Here is a 14,458-nt window from a genome sequence, read left to right on the forward strand (position 1 = left end):
TCCGATTCCGTCCAGAATCTCACCCTACGCGGACGCCGTCCAGGACTGGTTGCCCGGGTGGCTCCGACGCTCCGGCCACCCGCTGGACGAGCGCGACGCGGCACGACTGCACCGACACGGTTTCGCCAGGTACGCCGGCCGCCTCTACCCCTCCGCCTCGCTCGCCGACCTACGCACCCTCACCGCGCTCTTCACCTGGTTCTTCCTGCTGGACGACGCCTGCGACGGCAGCGCCGGACCCGACCCGGCGTTCGTCCGGGACCTGCGCGACGGCATCCTGCGGCTGCTCCGGGACGGGCCGCGTACCCGCCACCCCGGCTTCACCGGGCCGCTGCGCCGGATGCTGGTGGACGCCTGGCGGGTGCCGTCCCGACGGCTCTCCCCCGCCGCCCGGGACCGGTTCGTGGACGCGGTCGCCCACCACCTGGACGGCGTACTGGTCGAAGCGAGCAACAAGGCAACCGGTCGGCACCCGACCGTGCCCGAGTACGTGGAACTGCGTCGGGCCACCTCGGCCGCGTACGTGTCGCACACGTTGATCGAGTTCGTCACCGGCCGACCGCTGCCCGACGCGGTCTACCACCACCCGGCGGTACGCGAATACGCCGCCACCGGCAACGACCTGCTCTCCTGGTTCAACGACCTGCTCTCGCTGCGGCGGGACGCGGCCACCTCGGGCGGGCACAACCTGGTGCTCGCGGTGAGCCGCGCGGAGGGGCTGACCGAGCGGGAGGCGGTACTGGCCGTGGTCCGACGGTGGCAGCAGACGATGGACCGGTTCGGCGGGCTGCGGGCCGGCGTACCGTCGTTCGGTCCCTCGATCGACCGGGCCCTGCGTGACCACCTGGACGGCATCGGTCTCTCGGTGCGCGGCACCATCGACTGGTCGCTGGAGAGCAGCCGCTACCGGCAGAGCACCGGACTGACGGTCTCGGTCCCCCCGGTCCGCCCGCCGGACGGCATCCGGGATGCGATCTGAGCCAGCCTGGGCCGCGACCGCCCCGGACGGCGGGCCGATCGCCCCCGGGCCGCTCAGGCTCGCAGGTGCAGCCGGAAGACCAGATCCAGCAGGGCGAAGAGGAAGAGCGCGATCGCGACGAAGCCGTTCGCGGTGAAGAACGCCCGGTTGACCCGGGACAGGTCGGTCGGGGTGACCACCAGGTGCTGGTACGCGAAGGCCGCCACGGTCAGCACCAGGCCGATCCAGAACAGCCAGCCGAGCCCGATCAGTACGCCGAACCAGACGAAGAGCGCGAACGTCACCACGTGCGTCACGGTCGACAGGTGCAGCGCGAAGGGCTTGCCGTAGCGGGCGGGAACGCTGCGTACCCCGATCTCGCGGTCGATCTCGGCGTCCTGGCAGGCGTAGATCAGGTCGAATCCGCCGATCCAGAGCCCGACCGCGGCACCGAGCAGCCAGGCCGGGCCGGAACCGGAGAAGGTGCCGGTCACCGCGAGCCAGGCGCCGACCGGGCCGACCGCCTGCGCGAGCGCCAGGATGGCGTGCGGCCAGTCGGTGAACCGCTTGCCGTACGGGTAGAGGATCAGCGGCGCCACGGCGAGCGGGGCCAGGGCGAAGCAGAGCGGGTTGAGCGCGGCGGCGGCACCGAGGAAGACGAGCACGGCGACGATCGCGCCGGTCCAGGCGGTCCGGACGCTCACCGCCCCGGTGACCAACTCCCGCCCGGCCGTACGCGGATTGCGCGCGTCGATCCGCCGGTCGATGATCCGGTTCGCCGCCATGGCGAAGGTACGGGCGCCGACCATGGCGACGGTGATCAGCAGCAGGTCGACCCAGCGCACCCGACCGCCGTCGACGAACATCGCGGCCAGCGCGGAGAGGAAGGCGAACGGGAGCGCGAAGACGGAGTGCTCGATCATGACGAGCTTCAGGAACGACTTCACCCGTCCCGGCCGCTCGGCCACGGTGGTAGCAGCGGCGGTCACTGTATTCCGTACTCCTTCCAGCGCTTGTCGACCAGTGCCCGGATCTCGGGCGACATGGTCATCTCCTCCGGCCAGCCTCGGGTGTAACCCTCGGTGGGAAGCTTCCGGGTCGCGTCGACGCCCGCCTTGCCGCCCCAGAACTGCTGGTACGACGCGTGGTCGAGGTGGTCCACCGGACCCTGGGTGACCAGCAGGTCGTGCGAGTAGTCGACGTTGCCGAAGGCGCGGAACGCCACCTCCGCATAGTCGTGTACGTCGCAGTCCTCGTCGACCACCACGATCAACTTGGCCAGCGAGAGCAGGTGGGCACCCCAGATCGCGTTCATCACCTTCTGGGCGTGCTTCGGGTAGCGCTTGCGGATCGAGACGATCACGCAGTTGTGGAACACCCCGGCGGCCGGCATGTCGTAGTCGACGATGTCCGGGATCAGCAGCTTGAGCAGGGGCAGGAAGATCCGCTCGGTGGCCTTGCCCAGGCCGTGGTCCTCCTGCGGCGGCTGAGAGGTGACGATCGAGTGGTAGACCGGCTCGCGCTGGGTGGTCATCACCTCGACGTGCATCACCGGGAACGGTTCGACCGGGGTGTAGAAGCCGGTGTGGTCGCCGAACGGCCCCTCCGGCAGCCGCTCGCCCGGCTCGATGTAGCCCTCCAGGACGATCTGGGCGTTCGCCGGCACCTGCAACGGCACGGTCAGACAGTCGACCATCTCGACCCGCTCGCCGCGCAGGAAACCGGCGAACAGGTATTCGTCGATGTCACCGGGGAGCGGGGCCGAGGCGGCGTAGCTGACCACCGGGTCGCTGCCGATCGCGATGGCGACCGGGAGCCGTTCACCCCGGCGCTCGGCGACCGCGTGGTGCGCGGTCGAGTCCTTGTGGATCTGCCAGTGCATGCCGAGGGTGTTCCGCGAGTGCTGCTGCAACCGGTAGAGACCGAGGTTGCGCTTGCCGGTCTCCGGGTGCTTGGTGTGGGTCAGCCCGTAGTTGTGGAAGATCCCGCCGTCGCCGGGCCAGACCTGTAGGCCGGGCAGGCGGTCCAGGTCGACGTCCGCGCCCCGGTAGACAACCTGCTGGCAGGGAGCGGTCTTGACCTTCTTCGGCGGCACCGACTTGAGCTGGAGCACCTTGCCGAGACCGTCCCGGATGCCGGACCAGCCGACCGGCAGCTCCGGCTTGACCAGGGCGCCGATCCGGTCGCCGATCTCGTCGAGCCGGTCCACGCCGAGCGCCATGGCCATCCGGCGTTCGGTGCCGAAGAGGTTGACCGCGACCGGCATCTCGCCCCGGGTCGGGCGCTCGAAGAGCAGCGCCGGGCCGTTGGCCCGGACGGTCCGGGTGACCACCTCGCTGATCTCCAGCGTGGGGTCGACCGGCACGGTCACCCGGCGCAACTCGCCCGCGCTCTCGAGTGCGGCGAGAAAATCCTTGAGATCGGCGTACGGGAAGCCACGGGCCATACCCGCCAGTCTCCCGCACCCCCGGCCCGGTCGACTCAGCCGGGGTGCCCGGCGCGGGCACCGATCGGCGTCACCGGTCAGAGCAGGCCGATGCCGAGCAGGAGCGTGCCGGCGGTGAGGCTGGCGCCGCCCGCCACGACCAGCCAGATCAGCTTGTTCGGCTTGGTGTCCGACGGCCGGACGACGGAGAGGAAGAAGCCGAGCGGCATCAGGATCGGGGCGGCGACGAACAGGCCGCGGACCGCCATCTTCAGGCTGTCGGACCAGTCCGTCTGGTCGACGTAGAGCATGGCCACCAGCGCGAGGAGCACGAGCACTCCGGCGTGGGCATGGCCGGCGGTCCACAGCGCGCGGCGCACCGGGTTGTCGAGGTAGCCGGGGATGCGACGAACCAGGTTCATCAACAGCGACAGCCCGCCGAACGCGATGGTGCCGACGGTGATCAACAGGATGGCGGCGGTGGTACGGGTTTCCGGGGTCACGGCCTGCTCCGGGGTGGCGAGACGAATGAGCTTGTCAGTGTCAAGATTGGCGCCCGCAGGACATCTTGTCAACAGCTAGATCAGTCGATCGCCCGGCTCAGGTAGCCCCGCGATCACGGGGCAGCCCGGCTCTACCGCGTCAGTTCACGCCCGCGTACGAGTGCAGGCCGGTGAAGAAGAAGTTCACCCCGAAGAGGTTCATCAGCATGGTGAGGAAGCCGAGGATCGAGATCCAGGCGACCACGTTGCGCTTCACGCTCGGGGTGGCCCGCGCGTGCAGGTAGCCGGCGTAGACCACCCAGGAGATGAACGCCCAGGTCTCCTTCGGGTCCCAGCCCCACGCCCGCCCCCAGGCCGCCTCGGCCCAGACCGCACCGGCGATCACCGCGAAGGTGAAGATCGGGAAGGCGAACGCGTTGAGGCCGAAGGTCAGTCGTTCGAGCGTCACCGCGCTCGGCGCCTTACGCGCCAACACGTACGGGAAACTGCGCTTGCCGGACTCGTACCTGGCCCGCAGGAGATACATCGCGGCGGGGACGAAGGCGAGCAGCAGGATGCCGGAGGAGAAGCTGATCGTGGTTACGTGGATGTCGAACCAGTACGAGTTCAGCGCCGGCACCAGTGGCACCACCGGGGTGTAGAGCACCAGCCCGGCGATGCCGAGCAGCACCACCATCACCAGGCTCAGCAGCAGCCCCAACTGGCGGATGGCCGGCCAGCGGAAGAGCAGGTAAAGCCAGCCGGCGGCACCGACGAAGGTCACCGACAGCACGAACTCGTACATGTTGCCCCAGGGCAGCCGGTCCGCCGCGACCCCCCGGGTGACCAGTGCGCCGAGGTGCAGCGCGGTGGCGATCAGGGTGGCCACCAGGGCGATCCGGGCGGCGACCACGACCCGGCCGGTCGGCTTCGGCGGCAGCTTGCCGACAAACGCCCCGTCGTCCGGGACATCCGCCGCGCCGCTGTCGTCGGAGGTCGAGCCCCCCGCGCCCACCGAGACGAGTTGCCGGGCCGGACGGGCGATCCGGGCGACCGTGCCGTTGCCGCCGAAGGCGTACGACGCGGCGTGACTGATCATGGCGATCAGGTACCCCAGGATCGTGAACACCAGGAGCTGGTCGGAGAGTGCGGCCATCTACTCGGTCCCTTCTCGGCTCCCGGCACCGCGTTTCACCGCGGCGACGAGTTGGTCGAACTCGTCGGCGAATCCGGCGTAGTCGGTGCGCGGTAGGCCACCGGCCTCGACCAAGCTACTACCGCCCGTCGTGGAACCATTCTCCGGGGCGGCCGGAGTCACCCGGAACCAGACCCGACGGCGCCGGCTGAACAGCGCGAACATCAGGCCGATCAGCAGCAGCACCGAGCTGACCAGCATCAGCGTCGAAGCGGGCGCGTGCCGTACGGAGAGGGTGATGTACTGCTGGGTGCCGAGGAACTCGACCTTCGTGCCGTCGTCGAGGGTCCAGCTCTCGTTCGGGCGGAGCAGCTTCGCCTCACCGACCTGGGTCAGCCTCCCCTCGCGGATCAGCTTCTGGTTGAGGCTGTAGACCGATCCGGGCAGCCCGGCGTCCAGACCGAGGTTGCCCCGGTAGGCGATCAGCATCAGCGCCGGGTTGCGCTCCGAGGGGAACTGCGAGCGTACGAAGGGTGGCTGGTCCGGCGCGGTCGGCAGGTAGATCCCCTCGAACGCGACCTGGAGCTTCGGGTCCCGTTCGCCGGTCTTCGGGTCCAGGTTGACGTCGGGGAAGGTGGCCACACCCTCGCTGGTCAGATTGCCGTCGTTGCTCAGGAAGGGCGATGTGACGGTGATCGACTTGCCGTTGCGGTCGGTGTACCGGATCACCGGGGCGTAACCGTGTCCGAGCAGGTAGACGCTCGCACCGTTGAGCCGCAGCGGCGAGTTGACCGAGAAGTCGGCCGGTCGCTGCGCGCCGCCGTCCTCGTCGACCAGCACCGAGGCGCTGAACGACTCCGGCTGCCCGGAGGGGAGGAACCGGGCCTTGAAGTTGGTCAACTCCAGGCAGAACCCGGGCAGGTCGGTGTCCCGCACCCGGGGCCCGAGGCCGGATTCGCTGAACTGGTCGATGGTGCTACAGAACGAGTGGTCCTTGCCGGCGACCAGCAGCCGGTTGCCGTGCCAGCCGTACCAGGAGCCGAGCGCGACCGCGACGAGCATGGCCAGCAGCGAGATGTGGAAGAGCAGGTTGCCGCTCTCCTTGAGGTAGCCCTTCTCGGCAGCGACGGTGTCGCCGTGCACCGCCACCCGCCACCGCCGCTTGCGCAACATGGCCGCGATCGCCGGCAGCTCGCCGCCCGCCTCCGCGACGGCCTGCCGCCCGGTCCCGTCCAGCTCGGCCAGGACCGCGTGTTGCGGCAACCGGTCCATCCGCTTCGGACCCGCCGGCGGTACGGAGCGCAGCGTGCGTACGTGGTCGCGCATGCGCGGCACGATGCAGCCCACCAGCGACGTGAAGAGCAGCAGGTAGATCGCGGAGAACCAGATCGAGGCGAAGACGTCGAACCCGCCGATCCGGTCGAGCACCGGGGCCAGGTCGGGGTGGGCCCGGAAGTACTCGTCGACCTTCTCCGGACTGATGTTGCGCTGCGGCAGCACCGAGCCAGGGATCGCCGCCACCGCGAGCAGGAAGAGCAGGATCAGCGCCGTACGCATGCTGGTGAGCTGCCGCCAGGAGTTGCGCAGCAGCGCGACCAGGCGGTTCGTCCCCCGTACCCTCGGCGGGTCGACCTCTGTCGTGGTGCCCCGCCCGGCGCCCGTGTCGGTACGTTCCTCGACGCTCCCCATCAGATGCTGACCTCACCGACGCCGAAGGTGGTCTGCAACCAGATCACGAAGTCGAGCCAACCGCCGGTGACCAGGGCGAGGCCGACCACGACCAGCAGCGCGCCACCGATCCGGGTGACCCAGAGGCTGTTGCGCCGGATCGCCTTGAAGACCCCGAGCAGGCGCCGGAAGGCCAGCCCGAAGATCACGAACGGCAGCCCGAGCCCGAGGCAGTACGCGACCGCCAGCAACGCCGCCCGGTCGGTCTGTCCGCTCACCGCGGCCATGCCCAGCACCGCGCCGAGCGTCGGCCCGGAGCAGGGCAGCCAGGAGAGGGCGAAGACCGCGCCGAAGACCGGTGCCCCGATCAGCCCGGCCGCCGGCAGCCGCTGGATCCGGAACTCCCGTTGCAGGCCGGGGATCAGCCCGAGGAAGGCGAGCCCGAGCAGGATGATCAGCGCGCCGATCCCGATCTCCAGCGCCCGCCGGTGGGTGGCGAGCAGTTGCCCGGCGCTGGCGGCAAGGATGGCGCTGAGCACGTACACGATGGTGAAGCCGGTGATGAACAGGAGCGTGCCGGCGAGCACCCGCCCCTTCACCGCCCCCGCACCACGTACGGCCACCGCCACCCCACCGCCGCCGCTCTCGCCCTCGGCTGAGGCGTTAGGAAGGGCCCCTTCTACAACTGAATCCGATAACTGGGGGCCCTTCCTAACCCGGGAGGCGTCGAGGTCGGCGCCGGCGAGGCCGGTGACGTACGACAGGTAGCCGGGCACCAGCGGCAGGATGCACGGGGAGAGGAAGCTGACCAGGCCGGCGAGGGCCGCCGCGCCGAACGCCAGCAGCAGCGGTCCACTCTCGGCGAGGTTCGCGAAGGTGTCGCCCATCAGCGTGCGACCGGAGTCGGGGAGCCGGTTCCGACCGGAGCCGGGGAGCCGGCGTCGACCGGGGTGCCGGTGGTGGACGGGGACGGTGGAATCGGCGGGGCGCCGCCGGTCGCCGGCTTCTCGGCCGCGATCCGGGTCACCACCGGTTCCAACATCGAACGGAGTACGGGCTTGCGGAACACCGCCGCGATCCGGCCGTCCCGGTCGAGCACGATCGTCGCCGGGGTGCTGCTCGGCGGCACCTCGAAGGTGAGTGCGACCCGGTTGCCCGGGTCGAACAGACTCGGATAGGTCACCTTGAGGCTCTGCTCGAACGCCTTGGCCTTGTCCCGACCGTCCTGGACGTTCACCCCCAGGAACCGGACACCGAGGTCCCGGGTCGCCACGTAGGTCGCTTCGAGGTCGTCCGCCTCGGCCCGGCAGGGCGGGCACCAGGAGCCCCAGAAGTTGACCACGACGACCTGGCCACGGTCCTGGGAGACGTCGTACCGGCCGCCGTCGAGCAGCTCACCGCCGAACTTCGGAGCGGGTGCCCGGTCCGCCGGGGCACACTCGAGCGCCTGGTCGGCGTTGGTCGAGCACTTCTCCTCCCAGCTCTCGCCGGAGCAGCCGGCCAACGCCACCACCGCGACGGCGGAGAGCAGGGTGCCGAGCCAGACCCGCGGCGAGCGCCTCATGCTGTCAAGCCCCCTTGGCCGTCCGCGCGGTCGGCGACATGGCGACCAGGTGGGCGGCGGGCTCGGAGTAACCGATACCGACCACCTTGGCGCCCTCGAAGTGGAACGAGGTGAGGCTGGCCAGCCCGCACTGGCGCTTACGCGGGTCGTGCCAGAGCCGCTTGCGTTCGACGTACCGGCGCAGGGTCCAGATCGGGAGCTGGTGCGAGACACAGACCGCCTCGTGCCCCTCGGCGGCCACCCGGGCGGCGTGCACGGCGGCGAACATCCGCTCGGCGATGACCCGGTACGCCTCGCCCCAGGACGGGGTCACCGGGTCGCGCAGCACCCACCAGTTACGCGGGTCGCTGAACGACCCGTCACCCGGCGAGACCCGCTTCCCCTCGAACCAGTTGGCGCTCTCGATCAGCTTGTCGTCGACCGCCACCGGGAGCCCGAACTGGGCCGCGATCGGCTCGGCGGTCTGCTGCGCCCGCTCCAGCGGACTGGCCACCACGTACGCGAGGTCCCGGTCGGCGAGCGACTGCGCCGCCGCCTTGGCCATCTGGACACCCAACTCGGAGAGGCGGAAACCGGGCAGCCGACCGTAGAGGATCTTGTCCGGGTTGTACACCTCGCCGTGCCGCAGCACGTGCACGACCGTCTTGCTCACTCGCCTACCCCCCGTGACTGACCGCCGCGGCCGCTGCCGCCGCAGCCGGCAGAGCCGCCGCGTACTGCTCCAGCGCGGCGTCGTCCAACGCCGCCGACACGAACCACGACTCGAAGGCGCTCGGCGGCAGGTACACGCCGTGGGCCAGCATGGCGTGGAAGAACGCCCGGAACGGGGCCACGTCCTGGGTACGGGCGGAGTCGAAGTCGACCACGTCGTTCTCGGTGAAGAAGATCGAGAACATGCTGCCCGCGTACGACAGTTGGTGGGCCACCCCGGCGGCGGCCAACGCCTCGCTGGCCAGCTTGCCCACGGTGGCGGCGGTGGTGTCCAGCCGCTGGTAGAGCGCGTCGTCGGCGAGCCGGAGCGTGGCCAGGCCGGCGGCGCAGGCGAGCGGGTTACCGGACAGCGTGCCGGCCTGGTAGACCGGCCCGGCCGGCGCCAGCCGGGACATGATCTCGGCTCGGCCGCCGAAGGCCGCGGCCGGCAGGCCACCACCCATCACCTTGCCGTACGTGAACAGGTCGGCGTCGACCGGCTCGTGCCCGGCCCAGCCACCCTTGGACACCCGGAACCCGGTCATCACCTCGTCCACCACCAGCAGCGCGCCGTACGCGTGGGCGGTGCTCGCCAGCTTCGCGTTGAAGCCGTCCCGGGGCGCGACGACGCCCATGTTGCCCGGCGCCGCCTCGGTGATGATCGCGGCGATGTGCTCGCCCTCGGCGGCGAAGGCGGCCTCGACGGCGGTCACGTCGTTGTACGGCAGCACGATCGTGTCGCCGGCCGCCGCACCGGTCACCCCGGGCGAGTCCGGCAGTCCCAGCGTCGCCACGCCGGAACCGGCCGCCGCGAGCAGCGCGTCCACGTGCCCGTGGTAGCAGCCGGCGAACTTCACGACCTTGGACCGGCCGGTGAAGCCACGGGCCAGCCGGATCGCCGACATGGTGGCCTCGGTGCCGGAATTGACCAGCCGCACCTGCTCCACCGGCGTACGCGCGACGATCTCGGCGGCGAGTTCGACCTCGCCGGGGGTCGGCGTGCCGAAGCTGGTGCCGAGTGCGGCGGCGGCCTGGACCGCGGCGACCACCTCGGGGTGCGCGTGCCCGGCGATCAGTGGTCCCCAGGAGCAGACCAGGTCGACGTAACGCCGACCGTCCGCGTCGAACAGCCACGGACCGGCACCCCGGACCATGAAGCGGGGTGTCCCGCCGACCGCCCGGAACGCGCGTACGGGAGAGTTGACCCCGCCCGGCACGATGGCGCGGGCGCGGTCGAACAGGGCTTCGGAGGCCGGGGCCTCGGCCGGGTAGGGGCCGGCGCCGGCAGGATACGTATCGGTCACGGTGCCGCCATTCTGTCAGCGCGGCCGGGCAGCCCGGTAACCACCCCTGCTGCGGTTACCCCGCTCACGTCCACCGCCGGTCGGACCCGACCCGGTTCGCCCCGCAGCGCGGCGGCACGCCTCCACCCGGCCGAGTCATCTAGATCGCGATACGCTGATCCGGTGGAGCGAGCGGAGCTGACCATCGCGGTCCAGCGGACCGCCGACGAGGTGACCCTGAGCCTCGCCGGCGAGATTGACATGCTCACCGCCAGTCGCCTCTCCGGCGCCGTCAACGAGGTGCTCTCGGACGCGCCGCCGCGCGTGGTGCTGGACCTGAGCGGTGTCACCTTCTGCGACTCACAGGGGCTCGGCACCCTGGTCGTGCTCAGCCGCAAGGCGAGTCACGCCCAGTCCCTGCTGGTGTTGACCAACGTCGGCGACTTCCTGCTGCGGGTGCTGGACATCACCGGCCTGCGCTCCGCCCTCATGATCCGCAACGAACCCGCCAACAGCTAAACCCACGTAAGGAAGGGCCCCTTATTAACGCTATGCGTTAATAAGGGGCCCTTCCTTACGCCTCAGGAGGTGGTGCCCCAGCGGGCCTGTTCGAGGAGTTCGACCGCGCGCTCGCGGGCGTCCGCGTCGTCCGTACGGAGCAGCCGGGTCGCCTCGTCCACCGCGTCGGTCAGGTTGCGCCACTGGGCGTTGCGCTCGCGTACCACCTCGGACTGGGCCACGAGTTGCCGGTTCTTGGTCCAGAGGTCGACGAAGACGGAAACCTTCGCCCGCAGCACCCAGGGGTCGAACGGCTTGGTGAGGTAGTCGACCGCGCCGACCGCGTAACCCCGGAGCGCGAGCTGGGCGTCCCGGTCCGCGGCGGTCAGGAAGATGATCGGTACGTGCCGGGTCCGCTCCCGCCGTTTGATGTGGCTGGCGGTCTCGAACCCGTCCATGTCCGGCATCTGGGCGTCCAGCAGGATCACCGCGAAGTCGTCGACCAGGAGCTGTTTCAGCGCCGCCTCGCCGCTCTCCACCGCCACCGAGTGCACCGGAAGGCCCTGGAGGATCGCCTCCAGGGCGAGCAGGTTCTCCCGCCGGTCGTCGACCAGGAGCGCCTTCGCCACCTCGCTCATCGGACTGCCGCCTCGCTGTCGTACTCACTCACTGGGCATCTCCCGTCCACCGCCGTTGACCCACGAGGCCATCAGTTCGATCAGCTCGTCCAGGTCGACCGGCTTGGTGATGTAGTCGCTGGCCCCGGCACCGAGCGCCGACTCTCGGTCGCCCGGCATGGCCTTCGCGGTCAGGAAGACGACCGGCAGGTCAGCGAATCGGTGGTTACGACGAATCGCCCGGGTCGTTTCGTACCCGTCCTGATCCGGCATCATCGCATCCATCAGTACGATATCGACCTCCGGATGCTCGGCCAGCAGCCGTACGCCGTCCACCCCGTTGTCCGAGTAGAGCACCGTCATCCCGTGCAGCTCCAACGCGCTGGTCAACGCGAAGACGTTGCGTACGTCGTCGTCGATGATCAGTACGGTGGCGCCGTCGAGTTGACGGGTGACCGGGGCGTTCATCCGCTCGACCTCGGTCGGGCGGAGCAGCGGCGGCAGGTCGTTGCGGACCGGCGCGGCCGGCAGCGGCATCGGGGCGACCACCGCGTCCGGCGCCAGCACGTCCGGCACGAAGAGGGTGAAGGTCGAGCCCTGACCGGGTGCCGACGACACCGTGATCGTGCCGCCGATGAGCCGGGCCAGGTCCCGGCTGATCGACAGCCCGAGACCGGTCCCGCCGTAGCGCCGGCTGGTGGTGCCGTCCGCCTGCTGGAACGCCTCGAAGATCAGCGACAGCTTGTCGTCCGAGATGCCGATGCCGGTGTCGATCACGGTGAACGCGACCACCTGCCGGGCCGTGGCCAGCGCCGGCACGTCGAAGTACGTGCCCTCCGGTGCCGGCGCGATCCGGAGCGTGACCGCGCCGTTGTCGGTGAACTTGACCGCGTTGGAGAGCAGGTTGCGCAGGATCTGCTGGAGCCGCTGCGCGTCGGTGATCACCGCGGCCGGCAGGTCCCGGGAGACCCGCACCTGGAAGTCCAGACCCTTCTCCTCGGCCTGCGGCGCGAACGCCTGCTCGACGTAGCCTCGGACCTCGGCGAACCGCACCTCGGTCGGCTCCACGTCCATCCGGCCCGCCTCGATCTTGGACAGGTCGAGGATGTCGTCGATCAGCCGGAGCAGGTCCGAGCCCGCACTGTGGATGGTCCGGGCGAACTCGGTCTGCTTCTCGGTCAGGTTCTGCTCCGAGTTGTCCGCCAGCAGCCGGGCCAGGAGCAGCAGTGAGTTGAGCGGCGTACGCAGCTCGTGGCTCATGTTGGCCAGGAACTCCGACTTGTACGCCGACGCCCGGGTGAGCTGCTGCGCCTTCTCCTCCAGACCGATCCGGGCCATCTCGATCTCCCGGTTCTTGGTCTCGATGTTGCCCTTCTGCTCGGAGAGCAGTTGCGCCTTGTCCTCCAGCTCCGCGTTGGTGCGCTGGAGTTCGGCGGACTGCTCCTGCAACTCGTGCGCGAGTCGCTGGGACTGGGCGAGCAGTTCCTCCGTACGCCGGTTGGCCTGGATGGTGTTGACCGCGATGCCGATGGTCAGCACCAGCCGTTCCAGGAAGGTGATGTGCAGTTCGGAGAAGGCGGCGACGCTGGCGAACTCGATCACGCCGAGCAGTTCGCCCTCGAAGAGCACCGGCAGCACCACCAGGTCGGCCGGGGGCGTGGCGGCGAGCCCGGACCGGACCGTGAGCTTGCCGTCCGGCACGTTCACCCGGATCGTGCGCCGGGAGAGTGCCGCCTGCCCGACCAGTCCCTCGCCCGGACCGAAGGTGACGTTGTGGTGCCGCGCGACATAGCCGTACGACGCGGTCAACCGCAGCCGCATCACCGCCTCTTCGGTGTCGGCCAGGAAGAACGCGCCGAGTTGCGCGTCGACCAGCGGGGTGACCTCCATCATGATCATCCGGCAGACCTCGCCGAGGTCGCGCTGCCCCTGCAGGAGGCCACCGATCCGGGCCAGGTTGGAGTCGAGCCAACCCTGCTCGGCGTTCTTCTTGGTGGTCTCCCGCAGCGTGACGATCATCTGGTTGATGTTGTCCTTCAGGTCGGCGACCTCACCCTGCGCCTCGACCGTGATCCGCTGGGTCAGGTCACCCCGGGTCACCGAGGTCGACACCTGGGCGATCGCGCGCAACTGGGTGGTCAGGGTGGAGGCGAGCTGGTTGACGTTCTCGGTCAGGTCGCGCCAGGTGCCGGAAACGCCCTTCACCTGGGCCTGACCGCCGAGCTTGCCCTCGATGCCCACCTCGCGGCCGACCCGGGTCACCTCGTCGGCGAACGACGACAACTGGTCGACCATGGTGTTGATGGTGTTCTTCAGCTCCAGAATCTCGCCCTGCGCGTCCACCGTGATCTTCTGACCGAGGTCGCCCCGGGCGACCGCCGTGGTCACCGAGGCGATGTTGCGCACCTGCGAGGTCAGGTTCGACGCCATCGAGTTCACGTTGTCCGTCAAATCCCGCCAGGTGCCGGAGACCCCCTTCACCTCGGCCTGACCACCGAGTTCACCCTCGGTGCCCACCTCGCGGGCCACCCGGGTCACCTCGTCGGCGAACGACGACAACTGGTCCACCATCGTGTTGACCGTCGACTTCAACTCCAGGATCTCGCCCTGCGCGTCCACGGTGATCTTCTGGCTCAGGTCGCCCCGGGCCACCGCCGTCGACACCTGGGCGATGTTGCGCACCTGCGAGGTCAGGTTCGACGCCATCGAGTTCACGTTGTCGGTCAGGTCCCGCCAGGTGCCGGCGACGCCGCGTACCTGGGCCTGGCCGCCGAGCTTGCCCTCGGTGCCCACCTCACGGGCCACCCGGGTCACCTCGTCGGCGAACGACGACAACTGGTCCACCATCGTGTTGACCGTCGACTTCAACTCCAGGATCTCGCCCCGGGCATCCACCGTGATCTTCTGCGACAGGTCACCCTTCGCCACCGCCGTGGTCACCGAGGCGATGTTGCGCACCTGCGACGTCAGGTTCGACGCCATCGAGTTCACGTTGTCGGTCAGGTCCCGCCAGGTGCCGGAGACCCCCTTCACCTGGGCCTGACCGCCGAGCTTGCCCTCGGTGCCCACCTCACGGGCCACCCGGGTCACCTCGTCGGCGAACGACGACAACTGGTCCACCATCGTGTTGACCGTCGA

General features: G+C 69.9%; 12 protein-coding genes and 1 pseudogene. 2 read left to right on the forward strand and 11 right to left on the reverse strand.

What is annotated here, in order from left to right; genetic code table 11:
• Positions 1-49 precede the first annotated feature (49 nt).
• Entirely contained in the window at positions 50-979 is a 930-nt protein-coding gene (locus ACI2K4_RS14775; RefSeq protein WP_404511413.1) for a terpene synthase family protein, read from the forward strand.
• Between the two features lie 53 nt (positions 980-1,032).
• On the opposite strand, the gene mqnP is transcribed toward ACI2K4_RS14775, so the two are convergent.
• The 9 genes and pseudogenes from mqnP to hemL all read right to left on the reverse strand — a co-directional run bounded on the left by mqnP (position 1,033) and on the right by hemL (position 10,226).
• Positions 1,033-1,947 (reverse strand): menaquinone biosynthesis prenyltransferase MqnP, encoded by a 915-nt coding sequence (gene mqnP, locus ACI2K4_RS14780; RefSeq protein ID WP_404511415.1) that lies wholly within the window; start codon positions 1,945-1,947, stop codon positions 1,033-1,035.
• Positions 1,944-3,404 carry a menaquinone biosynthesis decarboxylase gene (locus ACI2K4_RS14785; protein WP_404511417.1) on the reverse strand — a complete coding sequence of 487 codons (1,461 nt, stop codon included), beginning with the start codon at positions 3,402-3,404 and terminating at the stop codon, positions 1,944-1,946. The genes mqnP and ACI2K4_RS14785 overlap by 4 nt, the downstream gene beginning before the upstream one ends.
• A gap of 77 nt (positions 3,405-3,481) precedes the next feature.
• The gene (locus tag ACI2K4_RS14790; protein WP_404511419.1) at positions 3,482-3,886 is read right to left on the reverse strand and encodes a hypothetical protein; all 405 of its coding nucleotides are present in this window, start codon (positions 3,884-3,886) and stop codon (positions 3,482-3,484) included.
• Positions 3,887-4,025: 139 nt separating this feature from the next.
• Positions 4,026-5,021, reverse strand: a complete 996-nt coding sequence (ccsB, locus tag ACI2K4_RS14795; RefSeq protein ID WP_404511421.1) for a c-type cytochrome biogenesis protein CcsB — start codon at positions 5,019-5,021, stop codon at positions 4,026-4,028.
• Positions 5,022-6,689 (reverse strand): cytochrome c biogenesis protein ResB, encoded by a 1,668-nt coding sequence (locus ACI2K4_RS14800; RefSeq protein ID WP_404511423.1) that lies wholly within the window; start codon positions 6,687-6,689, stop codon positions 5,022-5,024.
• On the reverse strand, positions 6,689-7,555 hold the full coding sequence (locus ACI2K4_RS14805) for a cytochrome c biogenesis CcdA family protein (RefSeq protein WP_404511425.1): 867 nt from the start codon (positions 7,553-7,555) through the stop codon (positions 6,689-6,691). Before ACI2K4_RS14805 ends, ACI2K4_RS14800 begins: the two co-directional genes overlap by 1 nt.
• A gap of 101 nt (positions 7,556-7,656) precedes the next feature.
• Positions 7,657-8,232, reverse strand: a pseudogene (locus tag ACI2K4_RS14810) (TlpA family protein disulfide reductase); the annotation flags it as partial.
• Positions 8,233-8,236: 4 nt separating this feature from the next.
• Positions 8,237-8,884, reverse strand: coding sequence for a histidine phosphatase family protein (locus ACI2K4_RS14815; protein WP_404511427.1), 648 nt, complete (start codon positions 8,882-8,884; stop codon positions 8,237-8,239).
• Positions 8,885-8,888: 4 nt separating this feature from the next.
• Complete coding sequence (gene hemL / locus ACI2K4_RS14820; RefSeq protein ID WP_404511429.1) at positions 8,889-10,226, reverse strand: glutamate-1-semialdehyde 2,1-aminomutase; 1,338 nt, start codon at positions 10,224-10,226, stop codon at positions 8,889-8,891.
• Positions 10,227-10,388: 162 nt separating this feature from the next.
• On the opposite strand from hemL, the gene ACI2K4_RS14825 reads away from it, so the two are divergent.
• Entirely contained in the window at positions 10,389-10,724 is a 336-nt protein-coding gene (locus ACI2K4_RS14825) for an STAS domain-containing protein (RefSeq protein ID WP_404511430.1), read from the forward strand.
• A gap of 62 nt (positions 10,725-10,786) precedes the next feature.
• On the opposite strand, the gene ACI2K4_RS14830 is transcribed toward ACI2K4_RS14825, so the two are convergent.
• Both ACI2K4_RS14830 and ACI2K4_RS14835 read right to left on the reverse strand, forming a co-directional pair.
• Positions 10,787-11,341 (reverse strand): two-component system response regulator, encoded by a 555-nt coding sequence (locus tag ACI2K4_RS14830; protein ID WP_404511431.1) that lies wholly within the window; start codon positions 11,339-11,341, stop codon positions 10,787-10,789.
• A gap of 24 nt (positions 11,342-11,365) precedes the next feature.
• On the reverse strand, positions 11,366-14,458 hold a 3,093-nt coding region (locus tag ACI2K4_RS14835; protein WP_404511433.1), incomplete at its 5' end, for a HAMP domain-containing protein.

The organism is Micromonospora sp. NPDC050397 (genome assembly GCF_044901685.1).
GTDB lineage: Bacteria > Actinomycetota > Actinomycetes > Mycobacteriales > Micromonosporaceae > Micromonospora_G.

Excerpts from the sequence above, each read along its gene's own strand:
- ACI2K4_RS14805 (WP_404511425.1), bottom strand. The coding sequence starts at position 7,555 with ATGGGCGACACCTTCGCGAACCTCGCCGAGAGTGGACCGCTGCTGCTG.
- ccsB (WP_404511421.1), bottom strand. The coding sequence starts at position 5,021 with ATGGCCGCACTCTCCGACCAGCTCCTGGTGTTCACGATCCTGGGGTAC.
- ACI2K4_RS14830 (WP_404511431.1), bottom strand. The coding sequence starts at position 11,341 with ATGAGCGAGGTGGCGAAGGCGCTCCTGGTCGACGACCGGCGGGAGAAC.
- ACI2K4_RS14785 (WP_404511417.1), bottom strand. The coding sequence starts at position 3,404 with ATGGCCCGTGGCTTCCCGTACGCCGATCTCAAGGATTTTCTCGCCGCA.
- ACI2K4_RS14800 (WP_404511423.1), bottom strand. The coding sequence starts at position 6,689 with ATGGGGAGCGTCGAGGAACGTACCGACACGGGCGCCGGGCGGGGCACC.